Genomic DNA, 20,693 nt, shown 5'->3' with positions numbered 1-20,693 from the left:
CGCACGCCATGAACGTATTGTCTTCCGTCGACACCAAGAAAGCCGAGGCTGCCGGGATCGTGGATGAACTCTGGTACAAGGACGCCGTTATCTACCAGCTTCACGTCAAGGCGTTTGCCGACAGCAACAATGACGGCATCGGCGACTTCGCCGGGCTGACCGAGAAGCTGCCCTATCTCCAGGAGCTCGGCGTCACCGCGCTCTGGCTGCTGCCGTTCTATCCCTCGCCCGGCCGCGACGACGGCTACGACATTGGCGACTACGGCTCGATCAATCCCGATTTCGGGACGATGAAAGATTTCAAGCGCTTCATCCAGGAGGCGCAGAAGCGCGGCTTGCGCGTCATCACCGAACTCGTCGTCAACCACACCTCGGACCAGCACAATTGGTTCAAGCGTGCGCGCCGCAGCCCGGCAGGCTCGAGCGCCCGCAATTGGTATGTCTGGAGCGACACCGATCAGAAATACCAAGGTACGCGGATCATTTTCACCGATACCGAGAAGTCCAACTGGACCTGGGATCCCGAAGCCGGCGCGTTCTACTGGCACCGCTTCTTCTCGCACCAGCCGGATCTCAATTTCGACAATCCGCGCGTCGTCAGCGCGCTCATCCAGGTGATGAAGCGCTGGCTCGATGCCGGCGTCGACGGCTTCCGGCTCGATGCCATCCCCTATCTCTGCGAGCGCGAGGGCACCTCGAACGAGAACCTTCCCGAGACGCATTCAATCATCAAGCGCCTGCGCAAGGAATTGGACGCCTATTCCAAGGGCAAGTTGCTGCTGGCCGAGGCCAATCAATGGCCGGAGGACGTGCAGGAATATTTCGGACGTGGCGACGAATGCCACATGGCCTACCACTTCCCGCTGATGCCGCGCATCTACATGGCGATCGCGCAAGAAGACCGCTTTCCGATCACAGACATACTGCGACAGACGCCGGACATTCCCTCAAGCTGCCAGTGGGCGCTGTTCCTGCGAAACCATGACGAGCTGACGCTGGAAATGGTCACCGACGTCGAACGCGATTATCTGTGGTCGACCTACGCCAATGATCCGCGCGCCCGCATCAATGTCGGCATCCGCCGGCGCCTTGCGCCGCTGATGGACAACGACCGGCGCAAGATCGAGCTGATGAACTCGCTGCTGTTGTCCTTCCCTGGTACGCCGATCATCTATTACGGCGACGAGATCGGGATGGGCGACAACATCTATCTCGGCGACCGCAACGGCGTGCGCACGCCGATGCAGTGGAGCCCGGACCGCAATGGCGGCTTCTCACGCGCTGATCCGGCCCGCCTTTACGCGCCGCCGATCATGGATCCCGTCTATGGCTATGAGTCCGTGAACGTGGAAGCGCAGTCGCGCAGCCTTTCGTCGCAGCTCAACGCCACCAAACGGTTGATCTCGGTGCGCAAGTCCACGCTCGCCTTCGGCCGCGGGACCATGACCTTCATCCGCCCGACCAACCGCGCTGTGCTGGCCTATGTCCGGCAGTACCGCGACGAGGTGATCCTCTGCGTCGCGAACCTCTCGCGCGCCGCGCAGGCAACCGAGCTCGATCTGTCGCCGTGGAAGGACCGCATCCCGCAGGAGATGCTCGGCCGCACGCGTTTTCCGGCGATCGGCGAACTGCCCTACATGGTCACGCTGGGGCCCTATGGCTTCTACTGGTTCCAGCTCACCGAGCGCGACAAGTCCGAGCCGGTGACGCCGCGCGCGGTGCCGGAATTCGAAACGCTGGTGGTGCCTGTCAATTCGACCTGGGTCTCTCTGGCACGCGAACGCGGAATGTTCGAGCGCGATGTGCTGCCGGGCTTCCTGTCACGGACGCGGTGGTATCCAGAAAACAATCCCAAGCACATCAAGCCCACGCTGACATCGGCGGTGCCGTTCTGCGACATCGGCGACAACAGGCCCTGGATCGCGTTCTTCGAAGCGACCCGACACGATGTGACCACCCGCTACGTCGTACCGATGCAGATTGAGTGGGTGCGCTTCGATCGCGAACGCTTCAACCCGAAGGCGCTCGCCGCCGTGCGCCAGGGTGCCCGCGAAGGCACGCTGCTCGACGTTGCGACAGAGCAGATCTTCATCGGTCTGTTCCTGCGCAATCTGTCGCAGAACCTGGTGGTGGAAGAGAACAATCTGCGGCTGGAGTTCAAGGCGACCAGCAGGTTTGCCGACTACACCATCAAGGAGCCAGAACGCATCCGCACGGTCGAGCAGTCGAACAGCACCGCACTGGTCGACAACCAGTATGTCGCCAAGATCTATCGCCGGCTTGAAAGCGGCATCAATCCCGAAATCGAGATCGGCTCCTACCTCACCGAAATCGCCCGCTTTGCCAATACGCCGGCACTGCTCGGCAACGTCGAGCTGGTCGAAGGCGATAGTCGCAGCGCGGTCGGCGTGCTGCACGCCTATGTCGAGAACCAAGGCGATGGCTGGGCCGTCACCGCGGGCTATCTCGACCGCTATATCGACGAGCAAAGGGTGCTGCCACCGGGCGAGATGCTCCGCGAGACCCAGGAGCAAGCGCCATATCTGCACTTCATAGCGCAGATCGGCCGGCGGCTCGCCGAGCTGCATGTGGCTCTGGCGGCCGCAAAGCCCGACGATCTCGCGCCGGAGCTGATCGGCTCCGCACACGTCGAGCGCTGGACATCCGACCTGACGAGACGGGCCGAGCGCGTTCTCGAGCGGCTGGCCGACACTCGCGGCGGCCTGCGAGAGGCGGACCGGCCGCTGATCGATCAGCTCGTGGCGATGCGTGCGTCCCTGTCCGGCCGGCTGAATGCGCTATTGCCTTCCGAGATCGGCGGGTTGAACATCCGTCATCATGGCGACTTCCGCCTCGGGCAAACGCTGATCGTAAAGGACGATATCTTCATCATCGACTTCGACGGAGATCCGCGTTTGCCGCTGGCCGACAAGCGGCGCAAGCTGCCTGCCGCGCGCGACGTCGCCGGCCTGATCCGCTCGATTGATCTTTCGGTTAACGCGGCGCTCAACCGCGCGCTCACGGGCGCCTCCGACGAGCAGGGCCGGCTTACGGCCGCGCTCGGCGAATGGCGCGAGCGCGCCACTGCGACGTTCCTCAACGCCTACCGCGAGGCCACGACGGATCGGCGGCTGTGGCCAGTGGATCGGCAATCCGCGGCAGGCCTGTTAAGTTTTTTCCTGCTTGATCAAGCGTTCGACGAAGTAGAGTACGAGCTGTCCCACCGGCCTGAGGGGCTCCATGCGCCGCTGTCCGGACTGCTTCGCATTCTGTCCAGCACCGAGAGCGAAGCCCATGCCTAAACTCCCTGCCGAGGCCTATGCGATCATCGAGGGCCGCCACTCCGACCCCTTCCACTATCTCGGGCTGCATCCCGAGGGCGGCAAGAGTGTTGTGCGCGCGTTTCTCCCCGAAGCTTCCAACGTCGAGGCGGTCAGCGAGCATGGCGAGGTGGCCCGGCTCGACCGCGTCCACGATGCCGGCCTGTTCATCGGCAGCCTGCCGAATGGCTCGAAGCACTACCAGCTCCGCGTCAAATTCGGCGACAGCGTCGTCGAATTCGAGGACGCCTACCGCTTTCCGCCGATCCTGTCCGATTTCGATCTCTATCTGCTCGGCGAAGGCACCCACCAGCGCCTTTACGACAAGCTCGGCGCGCATCCGATGCGGCTCGAAGATATCGATGGCATCGGCTTCGTAGTGCTGGCGCCGAATGCACGGCGCGTCTCCGTGGTCGGCGATTTCAATTTCTGGGACGGGCGGCGCCATCCGATGCGGGTGCGCGGCGCAGGTTATTGGGAGTTATTCATCCCGCACGCCAAGGCCGGCGACCACTACAAGTTCGAAATTATCGGACCCCATGGCCATCTACTCCCGCTGAAGTCCGATCCGATGGCGTTTGCAAGCGAGGTGCGGCCGAAGACCGCTTCCATCGTGTTCGACGAGGCGCATCTGCCGCGGCCGCGACCGGCACCCGACGGCATCAACGCATTGTCGGCGCCGATGTCGATCTACGAGGTCCATCTCGGCTCGTGGCGGCGCAAGAACGGAGATGAATGGCTGACCTACCGGGAGCTGGCCGAGCAGCTGCCGGCCTACGCCCGTGACATGGGCTTCACTCATCTCGAATTTCTCCCCGTCAGCGAGCATCCTTTCGACGGCTCATGGGGCTACCAGCCGACCGGCCTGTATGCGCCGACCAGCCGCTTCGGCACGCCGGAGGATTTTGCCGCACTGGTCGATGCCTGCCACCGCGAGGGCGTCGGCGTGCTGCTCGACTGGGTGCCTGGCCACTTCCCGGACGATCCGCACGGGCTCGGCAGTTTTGACGGCACAGCGCTGTACGAGCACGCCAATCCGCTCCAAGGCCGTCACCTCGATTGGGGCACGCTGATCTACAATTACGGCCGCACCGAAGTGACGAACTTCCTGGTGTCGAACGCGCTGTTCTGGCTCGAGCGTTACGCTATCGATGGACTACGCGTCGATGCGGTCGCATCCATGCTCTACCTCGACTACAGCCGCCCGCCCGGCGCGTGGATTCCGAATCAGCATGGCGGCCGGGAGAACATCGAGGCGATCGCGTTCCTGCGCCGCTTCAACACCGAGCTGTTCGCGCGTTTCCCGCAGGCGACCACGGCCGCCGAAGAGTCCACCGCATGGCCGCAGGTCTCGCGCCCGGTCGAATTCGGCGGGCTCGGCTTCGGCTACAAGTGGAACATGGGTTGGATGCACGACACGCTGAACTACATCAGCAAGGATCCGATCCACCGCAAGCATCATCACGGCGACATTCTGTTCGGCCTGCACTATGCCTTCTCGGAAAACTTCGTCCTGCCGCTGTCGCATGACGAGGTCGTGCACGGCAAGCGCTCGATCCTGGGCCGCATGCCCGGCGACGAATGGCAGCGCTTTGCGAATCTGCGCGCCTATTACAGCTTCATGTTCGGCCATCCCGGCAAGAAGCTGCTGTTCATGGGTGCCGAGATCGCGCAAAGCCGCGAATGGAATCACGACCAATCGCTCGACTGGCACTTGCTCGAGCACAAGACTCATTCCGGCATCCAGGCGCTGATCCGCGACCTCAACCGGCTCTATCGCGCGGTGCCCGCTCTGCACCAGATGGACTGCGAGCCGGCCGGTTTCGAATGGCTGATCACCGACGACGCCAACCGCAACGTGTTCGCTTGGCTGCGCAAGGGATTTGACGAGCACGCCCGGTGCATGGTGATCGTCAACTTCTCACCCAACGTCTATCGCAACTACCGCGTTCGCGCGCCCTTCGGCGGCAAGTGGAAGGAAGTGTTCAACTCGGACTCCGCCCACTACGGCGGCAGTAATGTCGGCAACATCGGCGAAGTCCATGCTGTCGATGGCGAGCTCCGCCTCACCATTCCGCCGCTCGCCGGGATCTTCCTCGTTCCGGAAAGCTGAACGATGCGCCTGACTGCTGGATCGCCCGCACGCCTCGGCGCAAGCTGGGACGGACGCGGCACCAATTTCGCGCTGTTCTCCGCCAACGCGCAGAAGGTCGAGCTGTGCCTGTTCGACACGCAAGGCCGCCGCGAACTCGAGCGCATCGAACTGCCGGAGCGCACCGAGGACGTCTGGCACGGCTATCTCAACGACGTTTCGCCCGGCCAGCTCTACGGTTATCGCGTGCATGGCCCCTACGAGCCCGAGCAGGGGCATCGCTTCAACGCCAACAAGCTGCTGCTCGACCCCTATGCCAAGCGGCTTTCCGGGCGGCTGGTCTGGAGTGACGCGCATTTCGCCTATCGCACCGGAAGCCCGCGTGAAGATCTCTCCTTCGACCGGCGCGACAACGCGCGCGGCATGCCGAAGGGCGTCGTGGTCGACGAGACCTTCAACTGGGGCCGCCGCGAGATCCGGCCCAACATCCCCTGGGAAGATACCATCATCTACGAGGCTCACATCAAGGGCCTGACGCAGAAGCGCAACGACGTTCCGCCGAATTTGCGCGGCACCTATGGCGGGCTGTCGTCGCCGGCGATGATCGAGCATCTGAAGAAGCTCGGCGTCACCACGGTCGAGCTCCTGCCGATCCACGCGTTCATCGACGACCGCATCCTGGTGGAGAAGAAGCTAGCCAATTACTGGGGCTACAACACGCTGTCCTTTTTCGCGCCCGAGGCACGCTATGCCCAGGACAACGCGCTCGACTCATTTCGCACCACGATTGCACGCCTGCACGATGCCGGCATCGAGGTGATGCTCGACGTCGTCTACAACCACACTGCCGAGGGCAATCACCTCGGCCCGACGCTGTGCTATCGCGGCATCGACAACGCCTCCTATTACTGGCTGAACCGCGAAAACCCGCGCTATTACGACGATTTCACCGGCTGCGGCTCGTCGGTCAACCTCACCCACCCGCGCGTGCTGCAGATGGTGATGGATTCCTTGCGCTACTGGGTCGAGGTCTGCCACGTCGACGGCTTCCGTTTCGACCTCGCCACCACGCTGGCGCGCGGGCCGAACGGTTATGATCGCGGCAGCTCATTCCTCACCGCGATCCGGCAGGATCCGGTGCTGGCGAGCGTCAAGCTCGTCGCCGAACCCTGGGATCTCGGCCTCGGCGGCTACCAGGTCGGTGCATTTCCCTCGCAATGGTCGGAGTGGAACGACCGTTACCGCAGCGCCATGCGCCGCTACTGGAGCGGCGAAGGCAGCCTGATCGGCGACATCTCCAGCCGCATGACGGCGTCCTCCGACTTGTTCAACCACGACGGACGGCGGCCGCGCGCCAGCATCAACCACATCACCGTCCATGACGGTTTCACGCTTGCCGATCTCTTCAGCTACAATGAGAAGCACAACGAGGCCAATGGCGAGGACAACCGCGACGGCTCCAACGACAACCATAGCAACAATTGCGGTGTCGAGGGCCCGACCGACGATCCCCAAATCCTCAGCTTGCGCCGGCAGCTTCGCAAGAACGTGCTGGCCTGCCTGATGCTGGCGCAGGGCATTCCGCTGATCCTCGCCGGCGACGAGGTCGGCAATTCGCAATCGGGCAACAACAACGCCTATTGCCAGGACAACGAGGTCGGCTGGGTCGGCTGGGACAATCTCGGCAAGGACGGCGACGGCATGGTCGATTTCGTCGCCGAACTCGCCGATATCCGCCGCCGGTTCTCGCAGCTTCGTAGCCATCGCTGGCTCGACGGCCGCCCTAAAGATGGCATCTCCTACGGCGCGCTGTGGCTGACGCCGGCCGGCGACGAAATGACGGAAAGCGACTGGAAATTCCCGGAAGGGCGGTTTCTTTCCTATGTGATGGGGCCGATGGAACCGCGCAGCGCCGCGATCTTTATCGTACTGAACGCCGCCCCCGAAGAGATCGCATTCAAATTGCCAAAAATGACCGAATACAAGAGCTGGCAGCAGATCCTGAACACGACCGAGGCCAAGCTGAACACGATCGACTTCCAGCCCGGAAGCGCCAGCAAGGCGCCGCCGCGCTCCGTGCTCGCTTTCGCGGGGGCGCTATGAGGCCATCCTTCGGGGCGAGGCTGACCAAGGACGGCGTGTCGTTCCGGCTGTGGGCGCCCGCCGCGCGCCGTGTCGATCTCCTGCTCGACGGACGACACGCGATGCAGCGCCGGCAGGATGGCTGGTATGTCGCCGACATTGTCGGCCTGGCCGTTGGCAGCACCTACAAATTCAGGATCGACGACGAGATCGACGTGCCCGATCCGGCGTCTGCATTCCAGCCCGAAGACGTGTACGGCCCGAGCGAAGTGATCGATCACGATGCCTTCGCCTGGCGCGCGCGCGATTGGCGCGGCCGCCCCTGGGAGGAGACTGTGCTGATCGAGACGCATGTCGGCACCTTCACTGCTGAAGGCACCTATCGTGCCATGATCGACAAGCTCGATCATCTCGTCGCAACCGGGATCACCGCGGTCGAGCTGATGCCGCTGGCCGATTTCGCCGGCCGCCGCGGCTGGGGTTATGACGGCGTGCTGTGGTACGCACCCGACAGCGCCTATGGCCGCCCCGATGATTTGAAGACGCTGATCGACGAAGCACATCTGCGCGGGCTGATGGTATTACTCGACGTCGTCTACAATCATTTCGGTCCCGAGGGGAATTACCTCGGCCGCTATGCGCCGGCCTTCTTCACCGATGCGCACACGCCATGGGGCAGTGCGATCGATTATCGCGTGCCGCAGGTTCGCGCTTTCGCCGTCGAGAACGCACTGTCATGGCTCACCGACTACCGCTTCGACGGCCTGAGGCTCGATGCCGCCAATCACATCATGGCCCCCCCCGGTGAGCAATCGATGCTGCAAGATCTCAGCATCGCCGCAGGCGAGCTTGCCAAGGCAACGGGGCGGCACATCCATGTCGTGCTGGAGAACGGCGACAACCGCGCGAGCCTGCTCGACGCCGCGCAGGAACCCCCGAACGGCAAATATCGCGGACAGTGGAACGACGACTACCACCACGTCTGGCACGTGATGCTGACTGGTGAGCTCGCCGGCTATTACGCGGACTATCAAACGCCGCGCCTCGATCTCGCACGCGCGCTTGCATCCGGCTTCGTCTATCAGGGCGAAATCTCGGAATTCTGGGGCAAGAAGCCGCGCGGCGAAAAAAGCGGCGAGCTGCCGCCGGCGACCTTCGTCAACTTCCTGCAAAACCATGACCAGATCGGCAACAGGCCGCTGGGCGAACGACTCGAGAGCCTGGCATCGCCCAGGCAGATCGAAGCCGCACTCGCGGTGACCTTGCTCGCGCCGATGGTGCCGATGCTGTTTCAGGGCGAGGAGTGGGGCTGCACCGCGCCCTTCCCGTTCTTCTGCGATTTCCAGGGCAGCCTTGCCGATGCCGTACGCGCGGGGCGCAAGCAGGAGTACGCCTGGGCTTACAAAAAATACGGCGACGAGGTGCCCGACCCGCTCGATCCGGCAACGCTGCAAGCGGCCGTGCTCGACTGGACCGGCCACACGCCGGAACAGGACGCACGTCTCGCGCTGGTGCGGGAGCTGCTCGCGCTTCGTCACAAAGAGATCGCGCCACGGCTGAAAGATGCGCGCTTCGGTGATGCCGCCGTAGCCGATAGCGGCCTGCTCACCGCACATTGGCGCATGGGAGATGGCGCGACGTTGCGTCTGGTCGCCAATCTGTCCGACAAAGACATCGCATACTCCAACGGCAGTGCGGGCACCCCGATCTGGGGCGGCGCGGCCGGCGACAAGCTTCCGCCTTGGTCGGTGGTCTGGCGTCTCGGAGGGTGAGATGCCTCCAGCCATTCCTCTCGCAACCTACCGGCTTCAGCTCACCGCGGATTTCGACTTCGACAAGGCCGCCGCGGTGGTACCCTATCTAAAGGCGCTGGGGATCACGCATCTCTACACCTCGCCGGTGATGAAGGCCCGCAAGGGCTCGACGCACGGCTATGACACCGTCGATCACAGCCAGCTTAATCCGGAGCTCGGCGGCGAGGCCGGCTTCGCGCGACTGAGCGAGGCGCTGACGCAGAACGACCTAGGTCTCATCATCGATTTCGTGCCGAACCATGTCGGCGTCCACTTTGCCGACAATCCCTGGTGGCTGGACGTGCTGGAATGGGGCCAGACTTCGCCGCACGCAGTTTCCTTCGACATCGACTGGGATCTGCTGCCCTACCGCGCCCGCGACGGCGTGCTGCTGCCGATCCTCGGCGCCTCCTATGGCGAAGCACTTGAGCGCGGCGAGATCGAGCTGCGCTACGATTCCGACGAAGGCAGCTTCTCGGCCTGGTATTTCGAGCACCGCCTGCCGATCGCGCCGGAGCGCTATGGCGAAATGCTGCGCATGATCGTGAAGGAGGCGGACGCGGCCGAGAGCGAAGCCGGCAAGCGCCTGCTGTCGCTTGCCGCGCGGTACACGGGACTGCGCCGCCCCAACCGCAAGGAAGCGCCCGGCTTCAAGGCAGAGCTTAGGGAGATCGCAGGCAGCGCCGACCTCGTCGCGCGCGGCCTCGGCGCCTATCGCGCCGCCAAGGACCGTCCCGCGCAGACGCTGGCGCTGCATCACCTGCTGGAACGCCAGCACTACAAGCTCGGGCACTGGCGGCTTGCCTCCAGCGAGATCAACTATCGCCGCTTCTTCGACGTCAACGGGCTCGCCGGCCTGCGCGTCGAGGACCCCGGCACGTTCGCCGCCACGCACCGGCTGGTGAAGCAACTCATTGCCGAGGGCAGACTGCAGGGCATCCGCCTCGATCACATCGACGGCCTGCGCGACCCCGCGCAATACTGTCAGCGGCTGCGCCGGCTGGTGCGCGACGCGCAGGGCACGACGAAGCCGTTCTATACGGTGATCGAGAAGATCCTGTGCGAGCACGAGCGTCTGCCGCACTTCGCCGGCGTCCAGGGCACCACCGGCTATGAGTGGATGAACGCCATCACTCACGTTCTGGTCGACGCCAAGGGGCTGGAGGCTTTGGACGAAACCTGGCGGCAGATCAGCAACCGGCCGCCGCGGCTCGCGCCTTACGTCAAGGACGCCAAAAGGCGCGTGCTGGAGACGCTGCTGACCAGCGAATTCACGGTTCTGACCCGCCTGCTTGCGCGCATCGCCAACGGGCATTACTCGACCCGCGACTTTTCAGCCGACAGCCTGCGGCAGGCGCTCGAGCTTTATGTGCTGCATTTCCCGGTGTACCGGACCTATCTGACGACGAGCGCGCCAGCGGCGAACGATCGCAAGCTGATCGACGACACCATCGCACGCGCTCGCGCCCAATGGTTCGCCGCGGACGAAGGCATCTTCGACTTCCTGCGCGACGCGCTCACCATGGACCTGCTCAAGCGTGGCCGCCCACCGCACAGCGCCCCGCGGGTGCGCCGCTTTGCGCTGAAGGTGCAGCAGTTTACCGGGCCAATGATGGCGAAGTCGCTGGAGGACACCGCGTTCTATCAATTCCACCGGCTGCTCGCCCTGAACGAGGTCGGCGGTGATCCCGCGAGCAGCGGCCTCACCGTTCCCGCTTTCCACGAGATCATGCAGGCCCGCGCCAGGGAATGGCCGCAAGGAATGACGGCGACCGCCACCCATGACACGAAACGCGGCGAGGACGCCCGCGCGCGGATCGCGGCCCTGAGTGAAATTCCCGGCGAATGGACCAGCGCGGTGGCCCGCTGGAAGGTCCTGAACGCACCGCACATTGCGCTCGACGGCAATCTGCGTGCCCCGTCGGCGACATTCGAATACATGCTCTACCAGACCCTGCTCGGCGCCTGGTCGCTCCGGGAGTCGGCGGACGCCGGTTTCGTCGAGCGCATCCAGGCCTATGCGCTCAAAGCCGCGCGCGAGGGCAAGGAGGAGACGAGCTGGCTCAACCCGCATGAGGCCTATGAGAACGGCGTAACGAGCTTCATCGCGAAGGTCCTCGATCCCGCGCAATCCGGCGAATTCCTGGAGGCGCTGCAAACCCTGGCACGCCGCGTCGCGCTGCTCGGCGCGCTGAACGCGCTGAGCCAGCTCACGCTCAAGGCGACATTGCCGGGCGTGCCCGACTTCTACCAGGGCACCGAATTCTGGGACCTGTCGCTGGTCGATCCCGACAACCGACGCCCGGTGGATTTTTCCGCGCGGCACGCGGCGCTTGGCATGCTGGACAATCCGGACTGGAATGATCTGATCAAGAGCTGGCCGGATGGCCAGCTCAAGCTGGCCTGGACGCGCCACCTCCTCAAGCTGCGCAACGAACTCCCTGACGTCTTCGCGCGAGGCGATTACCAGCCGCTTCAGGTTCGGGGCGCGCACGCCGACCTTGTCGTGGCCTTTGCCCGCCGCCACGGCCGCGCCGCGGCGATCGTCGTGGTCGGGCGCCAGTTCGCACCCTTCACGCAAGCAGGACGCGAATGGCCGATGCTCGATGGCTTCGACGCCACCATCGACGTCACGGGCTACCACGTGCCGGGTCTTGCGGGCAACGATCTGCTGCTCGCGCAGGCGCTTGGCAATTTTCCCGCTTCTGTCATCTCGGCGCGCGCCGCGGGTGCGGCGAGGCCGATGCGACCGCGCGCCCGCGCGTGAACGCTAGCTTTTTTCGTCTTTGCCCAGCAGCAGCTGGCCGCGCTTGCGGATCGTGGCCTGCGCCATCTCGGCAAAGCGCTGCAACAGCCAGGGCAGCACCACCTGCACCTTGACGTGGTCGTCGGCGACATCGACCTGGCCGCTCGCGATCTGCCCCAGCGCGCGGATGCGAAAATTCATGCTGTCACCGCTCCAGCGCTCCTCCTCGACCTGCATCACCGGAATGCTGGCCGCGGCGCGGCCGAGCCCGGTCTTGAGCCGGCGCACCGCCTCCTCGCGGCCGAGACGGTGCGGAATGGAGACGACAAGCGGTGCTGACATGGCCTTGCCCTGTAAGTGACTGATCCTCACATAGTCATGCCGGCCGGTGGGTCAAAGGTTCCATGCAAGCTGGCCGTGCAACCGCTGTTTCATCGGGGGAACTTTAAAACCTGCGGCAAGTTGCCCTCGCACAACGGGATAGGTTGCAAACGACCCTTTCAAGAAGGGCTGGAGGAGATTCGCATGTCTATCGGTACGATCATTCTGATCATTTTGGTTATCGCCCTGCTCGGCGGCTTCAGCGGCATCGGCGGCGGTCCGTTTTACGGCACCGGCTATTATGGCGGCGGCGGCCTCGGACTTGTCATCGTCATCCTGCTGATCTTGCTATTGCTGGGACGGATTTAGCCGCTCTTGCACGGTGGGTTAGCCGAAGGCGTAACCCACCATTGCTTCCGTGAATGCTGAACGAAGTAGGGTGGGCTACGCCTTCGGCTACCCCACCCTACTTCACTTTCCCCGCGAGCTTCTTGATCGCCGCCTTGATCGACGCGGCTGCATCATCGTAGCCATCCCACACCTTTGATCGCGTCAGCAATCCGGGTACCGTCCGCACCGTGTAGCGCTTCGGATCAAGATCGCTCTTTACCTGCGCCCACGTGACGGGCATCGACACGGTTGCACCATCTCGTGCGCGGGGGGAGAGCGGCGCCACCGCCGTCGACATCCGATCGTTGCGCAGATAGTCCAGAAAAATCTTCCCGTCGCGCAGCTTCTTCGACATGTTGAGCAGATAGCGCTCGGGCTCGTCATCCGCCATCCATTGGCAGACCCCTTGCGCGAACGCCTTTGCCTCCTTCCAGCTCACCTTGTCCCGTGCGCCGTGGAGCAGCGGCACGACCACATGCAGGCCCTTGCCGCCGGTGGTTTTGCAAAAACTCTCCATGCCGACATCGGTGAGGCGCTGCCGCATCTCCTTGGCCGCATCGACGACCTCGGGAAAATCAACATCCGGCGCCGGATCGAGATCGAACACCAGCCGGCCCGGCGTGTCATAAGAACCTGGCGCACAATTCCAGGGATGCAGCTCGACGCCACCGATCTGCGCCACGGCCGCGAGCCCCTCGACACGATCGATCTGCAGATAGGGCTTGCGATCGCCTGAGACCTTGGCGAGTTCGATCAGGTTCGAGGTGCCCTGCATGGCGTGGCGCTGGAAGAACTTCTCACCGCCAATGCCATCAGGCGCACGCACGATTGAGCAGGGACGGCCCTTGATATGCTCGATCATCCAGGAACCGATCGCCTCGAAATAGCGCGCGAGATCGAGTTTCGTCACGCCCTTGCCGTCGCCGCCGTCCGGCCACAACTCCTTGTCCGGCTTGGAGAGCACGACGCCCATCACCTCCGCACCGCCGCTTGCCTTCGGCCGGGCGGCAGGCCTGGTTCTGCCCCGTGACCTGGTGGAAGGCTCGGCAAGCTCGGTATCGGCGGGCGTTTCGGCCTCGACCTCCTCCGCCGGCTTGTCCTGCCGCAGACCCTTGAAGGCGGCCTGGCGGATATTGCCGTCGGCGGTGAAGCCGGCGAACTCGATTTCGGCCACGAGCTCCGGCTTCAGCCAGTGCACCTCGCCCGTCTTTTTCGGCGCATTCTTGCCGCCGAAGGGGCTTTGCTTGGCCTCCATGGCCTTCAACGACGGCATGATGCGCTTGACCTTGTCGGCGCCGAAGCCGGTGCCGACCATGCCGACGAAGGCGAGATGATCACCGCGATGCACGCCGGCCATCAGCGAGCGAAATTTGCCGTTGGTGGTCTTCCAGCCGCCGATCACGACCTCATGGCCGGCGCGGCATTTGGCCTTGGTCCAGCTTTCTGTCCGCCCCGAACGGTAAGGCGCATCGAGCTTCTTCGACACCACGCCTTCGAGCTCGAGCTTGCAGGCCGATTGCAGCACCGCATCGCCGCCACTTTCGAAATGCTCGACATAACGGATCTGGCTTGATTTCTTCTTGCGTGCTTCCAGCAGTTCCTTGAGGAGGTCTTTCCGTTCGCCGAGCGGCAGGCGGCGATAATCGAGTCCCTCGGTGAACAGGAGATCGAAGGCGAAGAAGATGAGATCTTCGGTCTTGCCGTCCGATAGTGCTGCCTGGAGCGAGGAGAAGTTCGGCGCACCATTATGGTCGAGCGCGACGATCTCGCCGTCGATCATCACGTCCGGCAGCGCGCTTGCTTCCTTCGCAATACTTGCGAATTTTCCGGTCCAGTCGAGGCCCTTGCGCGTCTTCAACGTCGCCTCGCCGCCCTCGACCCGAAGCTGCACACGGTAGCCGTCGAACTTGATCTCGTGACACCAGCCACCGCCACCCGGCGGGCGCTCGACCGAGGTGCAGAGCTGCGGCGCCACGAAATCCGGTATCTCCGCCGCCTTCTTCGCGGTCGCGGTCGTGGCTTTCTTCTTTGCCGTCTTGCCGGTCTTCAACGCCGCGCGCGGCGCCGGCTTGACCGTGCGCCCTTTCGCTTCTTCGGCCCGATTGGACTGCCAGACCGCGTCGGCCTTGGCATTGGCGCCCTTCGCCAGCATGAACGGTCTTGGCGCGCGTCCCTTGCCTCCGGCGATCTGATCCATCGCGCGGCCGGAGGCGACCGACTTGTCCTCCTCGAGAATGTCGTTGTCTGCGCCCTCACGGACATGTTCGTCGCGGTGCTTGATCAGGAGCCAATTGGTGCGCTTCCCGCCGGTGCGGTCGTTGCGCATGCGCACCAGCACCCAGCTGCCGTGCAGCTTCTCGCCATGCAACGTGAACTTGAGGTCGCCCTTCTTGAACCCGCGTTCGGGATCCTCGGATTCCCAGGTGCCGCGGTCCCACAGCATGACCGTGCCGCCGCCATACTGGCCCTCCGGGATCGTGCCCTCGAAGTCACCATAGTCGAGCGGGTGGTCCTCGACCTCGACGGCCAGCCTCTTGTCGTGCGGGTCAAGCGAGGGCCCTTTCGTCACCGCCCAGGACTTGAAGACGCCGTCGAACTCGAGCCGTAGATCGTAGTGCAGTCGCGTCGCATCGTGCTTCTGGATCACGAAGCGTCGCTGCTTCGAGGGCACCGCTGCCGTTTTGCCCGACGGCTCCGGTGTCTTCTCGAAATCACGTTTCTGTCGATACTTAGAGAGCTTTTGCAGCACGACTGATCCCGGATTCTCTTTTGGCGTGAAAGCCTATCACGGCCCACAACCCACCCGGAACCAAAACCCCACGGGACGGTTGGGGTTCCAAAATGACTCGAAGACGCTGGAGAACGGAATGGCCCCGCGCGCCTATTGGAAGGGAACGTTGAAGCTCTCGCTGGTCAGTTGCCCCGTTGTGCTTTATCCGGCGACCACCGCGGCCGAGAAGACGCGGTTTCACATGATCAACCGCGAGACCGGCAACCGATTGAAGCAGCAGATGATCGACGCCGAGACCGGCGACGTCGTCGAGAGCGATCAGAAAGGACGCGGCTACGAGCTACGCAAGGGCAAATATGTCGAGATCGAGCCGGAGGAGCTCGAAGCGGTCCAGATCGAGAGCAACCACACCATCGACATCGAAAGCTTCGTGCCGAGCGACGAGATCGACCAGCGCTATCTCAACCATCCCTATTATGTCGCGCCCGACGGAAAGGCTGCGATCGACGCCTTTGCCGTGATCCGCGATGCCATGAAGGACCAGGACCGCGTGGCGCTCGCCAAGATCGTGCTCACCAATCGCGAGCATATCATCGCGATCGAGCCGCTTGGCAAGGGCCTGCTCGGCACCACCCTGCGCTTCCCGTACGAGCTGCGCGACGAGGGCCAGTTCTTCGACGACATCAAGAGCCCGAAGATCACCAAGGACATGGTGGAGCTCGCCGGCCATATCCTCCAGACCAAGACGGCCCATTTCGACCCCAGCAAGTTCAAGGACGAATACGAGAACGCGCTAAAGGCACTGGTGAGGCGCAAGGCCAGCGGCAAGACAATCGAACTGCCGGAGCCTGAGGAGAAGCCGAGCAACGTCGTCAACCTGATGGATGCGCTGAAGCAGAGCTTGAAGGGACGCGGCGGGAAGAAGACGTCGGGAAAGTCTCATGCCCGCCGCACGAGGGGACGGCAACGTAGCGCGAAGAAGACGCAAAGGGCCGCGGCGGGGCGTCGCAAGGCGGGTTGATTTACTCCATCATTGCGAGCGTAGCGAAGCAATCCAGAACCTTTCCCGAGAGACAGTCTGGATTGCTTCGCTGCGCTCGCAATGACGATGCTGATGGAGGCTCGCGCCACAATCTCCGTCGTGGCTGCCGCAAGCAGCTAATCCCCCGCCCTTAGCCGATACCCGATCCCGGTCTCCGTCAGCACATATTGCGGCCGTTCCGGATCGGCCTCGATCTTCTGGCGGAGCTGGCGGACATAGACGCGCAGGTATTGCGCATCCGTCAGTTCGTCCCAGAGCTCCCTAAGCAGGAAGCGATGGGTCAGCACCTTGCCGGCATGCTGCACCAGCACGCGCAGGAGATCGTATTCTTTCGGCGACAGTTTGACGTCCCGCTCGCCGACCTTGACGATGCGGCGCACCAGATCGACGGAGAGGTCAGCAGTGCGGAACACCGGGCGCTCGCCCTGGACCTGAAGCTGGTGCCGCAGCGCGGCGCGCAGACGTGCCAGGAGTTCGTCCATACCGAACGGTTTGGTCAGGTAATCGTCGGCGCCGAGATCGAGCGCCTGTACCTTGCCGGCCTCGTCGCCGCGGCTCGACAGCACCACGATCGGCACAGCTTCATTGCGGGCCCGGATGGTGCGCAGCAGCTCATGGCCCTGGATGTCGGGCAGGCCAAGATCAAGAATGATCAGCGCGGGTTCTTCGACAAGCTTTTCCAACGCCATCTTGCCGTTCGACGCCTCCAGGATTTCATAGCCTTGCGTCGAGAGTCCCATCCGCAGCAACTTGCGGATCGGCGGCTCGTCGTCGATGACCAGCACCTTGATCGGGGCAGCACTCATGCGGCGGTGTCCAATGCCTGGGTCTGGGCCGGAATGGGCAGACGGATGGTCAGAACCGCGCCGTTCCGGTCGTTGCGATTCGCGGCCGAGATCGTGCCCCGCATCGCTTCGACGAAGCCGCGGGAGATGGCGAGCCCGAGCCCGGTGCCGGGACGGACACGATCCCCCTTCTGTGCGCGATAGAACTTGTCGAAGACGCTCTCGAGCTCCTCGGGCGGAATGCCGTCGCCCTCGTCGGCAATCTGGAGCACCACGTGATCGCTGTCGCGTCGGCTGCGGATCGAGACCGTCGTGTCGGGCGGTGAATATTTGGCGGCGTTGTCGAGCAGGTTGAACAGCACCTGCTCGAACAGCACCGCATCGAGCTGGAGCATAGGAAGGTCTGCGGCCAACACCAGTTCGACCTTGTGGGCGGTGAGTATCTTGGCTGCACGCCGTAGCGCGCTGCCGACGATCTCGCCGAGATCGTGCAACGCGGTGTTGGGCACGATGGCGCCGGATTCAAGCTTGGTCATGTCGAGCAGGTTGGCGATGAAGCGGTTGAGCCGTTCGGATTCGTCGATCACCGTGGCAAGCAGGTCGCGCTTCTCGGTGTCGGAGAGCGCGCTGGCGAGATCGCGCATGGTCGAGGCCGCACCTAGCACGGATGCGAGCGGCGTCTTCAAATCATGCGAGATCGAGGTCAACAATGCAGAACGCAATCGCTCGGATTCGACGGTGCGCTTGACGCGATCGACGTCCTCAACCAGCAGCACGCGCTCGATCGCCAGCGCACCCTGGTCGACCAGCGCATCGAGCAGGCGGCGCTGGTCCGGGGGCAGCAACGGGCCGGTGCGGTCGTTGTCGATGCCGATGACGCCGATCGGACCGCGCCCGGTGCGCATCGGCAGGAACAGCCGTTTTGCGCCCGGCAACGTGTCCGAGCCGCGGCCTGCGGGGCGGTCGTTGCTGCAGGCCCAGTTGGCGGCGGCAAGGTCAGCCTGATCGAGATCGTCCTCGGGCGGATAGCCTGATTTCACCGTGAGCAGGCCTTCCTCCGGCAGCAGCAGCACCACGCGGACTTTCAGCATCAGCGCGATCTGGTAGGCGGTCGTCCACAGCACGTCGTCGAGCGTGCCGGTGCCGGCGAGCTTGCGGCTGAAAGCGTAGAGCTGCTCGGTGGTCCTGATGCGGCCGATCGCGGTGTCAGCCTGGGTGCGGACCCGCCCGGCGACATTCGACACCACGAACGCAATCAGCATGAAGAAGAAGAACGCCGCGACATTGGTCGGATCGGTGATCGTGAAGGTATAGACCGGCGGCAGAAAGAAGAAATTGTAGGAAAGCGACGCCGCGACACTCGCAAGCAACGACGGCCACAATCCGTGGCGCACGGCAACGGTCACCACGGCGCTGAGGAACATCAGGTCAACGTTTTCGATACCGACATACGGCTTGATGGCGACGGCGGCAGCAAGACCAAGCGCGGTGATCCCGAGCGCCTTCAGATAGGGCCGGGCATCGAACGGGTCTGATCGCGCTGCCGTCTGCACCGCCGTCTTCGGCGCCGGCTCGCTCGTGAGCTCGTCGCCGGGAATAACGTGAACGCTGATATTGCCGGACCGGCGCACCAGATCATGCACGACGGAGCCGCGCGTCATCTCGAACCAGCGCGAGCGCGTCGACTTGCCGATCACGATCTGGGTGACGTTGTTGCCTTGCGCGAAGTTGACGACGTCGTCCGCGAGGCGGCGGCCGACGCCTGGAATCGTCAGCGCCTCGCCACCGAGCGATTCCGCGAGCCGGAGCGTGTCGGCCAGCCGATCGCGCTGCTCATCCGACAATTGCAGGGACCGCCGCGTCTCGATCGAAACCGCGGTGAACGGCGCGTGCAGCCGGTCGGCGAGCCGTTTGGTGTAACGCACGAGGCCAGCCGCGCGCGGATCTTCGCTGACGCAGACGAGGATGCGCTCGCTGGCGGCCCAGGGGCCCGAGATCGCATTCGCCTGCATGTGACTGAGAAGTTGCTCGTCGACCCGTTCGGCCGTGCGCCGCAAAGCGAGCTCGCGCAGCGCGGTGAGGTTGCCCGGCGAGAAATAATGCTCCAGCGCCCGCTCCGCCTGCTTGGGAACATAGACCTTGCCTTCCTTCAGGCGCTGGATCAAATCGTCGGGCGTGAGGTCGATCAGCTCGATCGCGTCGGCGCGGTCGAATATGGAATCCGGCACTGTCTCGCGCACCCGCACATGGGTGATCTGGGCGACGACGTCGTTCAGGCTCTCGATGTGCTGGATGTTGACGGCGGTATAGACGTCGATGCCGTGTGACAGCAGCTCCTCGACGTCGAGATAGCGCTTGGGATGGCGGCAAAGGGGACCGTTGGTGTGGGCGAGCTCGTCGACCAGCGCGATTTTCGGCCGGCGCGCGATCACGGCATCGAGGTCCATCTCCTCGACCATCTGGCCGCGATAGTCGAGCTTCTTGCGCGGGATCACCTCCAGTCCACGCACCAGCGCCTCGGTCTCGGCGCGGCCATGGGTCTCGACGAAGCCGACCACGACATCGATGCCAGCCTTGCGCCTGGCATGTGCGCTTTGCAGCATCTCATAGGTCTTTCCGACGCCGGGAGCGGCGCCGACGAAGATCTTCAGCTTGCCGCTCGCACTCTCCTCCCTGCGCGCTGCTTCCAGCAGCGCCTCGGGCGACGGACGTTGTTCGGGATCGCGGCGCTCTCGGACCATGGTGCCAGTATAATCACCCTGATGCCACGAGCCTAGACCGCTACTTCGCGGCCACGCGATCGAGCGCGAGGTTCAACGCCAATACGTTAACGCGGGGTTCGCCAAGCAGGCCGAGCAAACGACCTTGGGTGGCGGAGGCCACCAGCTGCTTCAACGTGTCCTCCGGCATATTTCGGGCCTTGGCGACGCGCGGTACCTGGAATTGTGCCGCCTCCGGCGAGATGTCCGGGTCGAGACCGCTGGCCGAAGTGGTCACCAGGTCCACCGGTACCGCGGCGTTGGAATTCTCGCCCCTGAGCTTGTCCACGTCTTCCTTCAGCCGGTCCGCCAACGCCTTGCTGGTCGGACCGAGATTGGATCCGCCCGAATTGGCCGCGTTGTAGGGCGCCGGCACCGTCTTGGTCGAATCATTCGGGTCTGGCGCCAACGTCGCCGAGGGACGGCCGTGGAAGTACTTGTCGTCCTTGAACTCCTGCCCGATCAGGGCGGAGCCAACGACCTTGCCGTCCTTCTCGATCAGGCTGCCCTGCGCCCGTGCGGGGAAGAGCGCGCCGGCAATAGCCGTCATTGCGAGCGGATAGGCCAGGCCCGTGATGACGGTGAGCACCAGCAGGAGGACGATGGCGGGGCGCATTTCTCTGAGCATGTGT

Annotated in this window: 12 protein-coding genes; 7 read left to right on the top strand and 5 right to left on the bottom strand. The window is 63.9% G+C overall.

Features of this window, described 5'->3' with window-relative positions; translation table 11 throughout:
• Positions 1-8: 8 nt before the first annotated feature.
• From treS to treY, 5 genes are read left to right on the top strand one after another with little or no spacing between them, the layout of a single operon-like run.
• The gene (gene treS, locus ABIB00_RS21580; RefSeq protein ID WP_354105769.1) at positions 9-3,302 is read left to right on the top strand and encodes a maltose alpha-D-glucosyltransferase; all 3,294 of its coding nucleotides are present in this window, start codon (positions 9-11) and stop codon (positions 3,300-3,302) included.
• The gene (glgB, locus tag ABIB00_RS21575) at positions 3,295-5,433 is read left to right on the top strand and encodes a 1,4-alpha-glucan branching protein GlgB (protein ID WP_247442816.1); all 2,139 of its coding nucleotides are present in this window, start codon (positions 3,295-3,297) and stop codon (positions 5,431-5,433) included. The genes treS and glgB overlap by 8 nt, the downstream gene beginning before the upstream one ends.
• Before the next feature lie 3 nt (positions 5,434-5,436).
• Positions 5,437-7,515 (top strand): glycogen debranching protein GlgX, encoded by a 2,079-nt coding sequence (gene glgX, locus ABIB00_RS21570; protein ID WP_247442818.1) that lies wholly within the window; start codon positions 5,437-5,439, stop codon positions 7,513-7,515.
• Entirely contained in the window at positions 7,512-9,266 is a 1,755-nt protein-coding gene (gene treZ, locus ABIB00_RS21565; RefSeq protein WP_354105768.1) for a malto-oligosyltrehalose trehalohydrolase, read from the top strand. Before glgX ends, treZ begins: the two co-directional genes overlap by 4 nt.
• Position 9,267: 1 nt before the next feature.
• A complete protein-coding gene (gene treY, locus ABIB00_RS21560) occupies positions 9,268-12,054 on the top strand; it encodes a malto-oligosyltrehalose synthase (protein WP_354105767.1) in 2,787 nt (928 codons plus the stop codon).
• A gap of 3 nt (positions 12,055-12,057) precedes the next feature.
• Here the strand turns inward: treY and ABIB00_RS21555 are convergent, their stop codons facing one another.
• A complete protein-coding gene (locus ABIB00_RS21555; RefSeq protein ID WP_247442824.1) occupies positions 12,058-12,375 on the bottom strand; it encodes a polyhydroxyalkanoic acid system family protein in 318 nt (105 codons plus the stop codon).
• A gap of 183 nt (positions 12,376-12,558) precedes the next feature.
• Between ABIB00_RS21555 and ABIB00_RS21550 the strand changes: the two genes are divergently transcribed.
• On the top strand, positions 12,559-12,723 hold the full coding sequence (locus ABIB00_RS21550; RefSeq protein ID WP_007595743.1) for a DUF3309 family protein: 165 nt from the start codon (positions 12,559-12,561) through the stop codon (positions 12,721-12,723).
• 97 nt (positions 12,724-12,820) lie between these two features.
• Here the strand turns inward: ABIB00_RS21550 and ligD are convergent, their stop codons facing one another.
• Positions 12,821-15,493, bottom strand: coding sequence for a DNA ligase D (ligD, locus tag ABIB00_RS21545; RefSeq protein ID WP_354105766.1), 2,673 nt, complete (start codon positions 15,491-15,493; stop codon positions 12,821-12,823).
• 118 nt (positions 15,494-15,611) lie between these two features.
• Between ligD and ku the strand changes: the two genes are divergently transcribed.
• Entirely contained in the window at positions 15,612-16,496 is an 885-nt protein-coding gene (gene ku / locus ABIB00_RS21540) for a non-homologous end joining protein Ku (protein ID WP_354105765.1), read from the top strand.
• 137 nt (positions 16,497-16,633) lie between these two features.
• Here the strand turns inward: ku and ABIB00_RS21535 are convergent, their stop codons facing one another.
• From ABIB00_RS21535 to ABIB00_RS21525, 3 genes are read right to left on the bottom strand one after another with little or no spacing between them, the layout of a single operon-like run.
• A complete protein-coding gene (locus ABIB00_RS21535) occupies positions 16,634-17,323 on the bottom strand; it encodes a response regulator (protein ID WP_247442830.1) in 690 nt (229 codons plus the stop codon).
• Positions 17,320-20,043 (bottom strand): DUF4118 domain-containing protein, encoded by a 2,724-nt coding sequence (locus tag ABIB00_RS21530; protein WP_354105764.1) that lies wholly within the window; start codon positions 20,041-20,043, stop codon positions 17,320-17,322. Before ABIB00_RS21530 ends, ABIB00_RS21535 begins: the two co-directional genes overlap by 4 nt.
• Before the next feature lie 40 nt (positions 20,044-20,083).
• Positions 20,084-20,689, bottom strand: coding sequence for a K(+)-transporting ATPase subunit C (locus ABIB00_RS21525; protein ID WP_354105763.1), 606 nt, complete (start codon positions 20,687-20,689; stop codon positions 20,084-20,086).
• Positions 20,690-20,693 lie beyond the last annotated feature (4 nt).

The sequence above is a fragment of the Bradyrhizobium sp. LB14.3 genome (assembly GCF_040547985.1).
GTDB lineage: Bacteria > Pseudomonadota > Alphaproteobacteria > Rhizobiales > Xanthobacteraceae > Bradyrhizobium.
Note: the sequence above shows the minus strand (reverse complement) of the source record. Positions and strands in the feature narration are given on the sequence as shown.

Coding starts and splice junctions, on each gene's coding strand:
- ABIB00_RS21535 (WP_247442830.1), bottom strand. CDS start 17,323: ATGAGTGCTGCCCCGATCAAGGTGCTGGTCATCGACGACGAGCCGCCG.
- treY (WP_354105767.1), top strand. CDS start 9,268: ATGCCTCCAGCCATTCCTCTCGCAACCTACCGGCTTCAGCTCACCGCG.
- ABIB00_RS21555 (WP_247442824.1), bottom strand. CDS start 12,375: ATGTCAGCACCGCTTGTCGTCTCCATTCCGCACCGTCTCGGCCGCGAG.
- ku (WP_354105765.1), top strand. CDS start 15,612: ATGGCCCCGCGCGCCTATTGGAAGGGAACGTTGAAGCTCTCGCTGGTC.
- ABIB00_RS21530 (WP_354105764.1), bottom strand. CDS start 20,043: ATGGTCCGAGAGCGCCGCGATCCCGAACAACGTCCGTCGCCCGAGGCG.
- ABIB00_RS21525 (WP_354105763.1), bottom strand. CDS start 20,689: ATGCTCAGAGAAATGCGCCCCGCCATCGTCCTCCTGCTGGTGCTCACC.
- ABIB00_RS21550 (WP_007595743.1), top strand. CDS start 12,559: ATGTCTATCGGTACGATCATTCTGATCATTTTGGTTATCGCCCTGCTC.
- glgB (WP_247442816.1), top strand. CDS start 3,295: ATGCCTAAACTCCCTGCCGAGGCCTATGCGATCATCGAGGGCCGCCAC.
- treZ (WP_354105768.1), top strand. CDS start 7,512: ATGAGGCCATCCTTCGGGGCGAGGCTGACCAAGGACGGCGTGTCGTTC.
- treS (WP_354105769.1), top strand. CDS start 9: ATGAACGTATTGTCTTCCGTCGACACCAAGAAAGCCGAGGCTGCCGGG.
- glgX (WP_247442818.1), top strand. CDS start 5,437: ATGCGCCTGACTGCTGGATCGCCCGCACGCCTCGGCGCAAGCTGGGAC.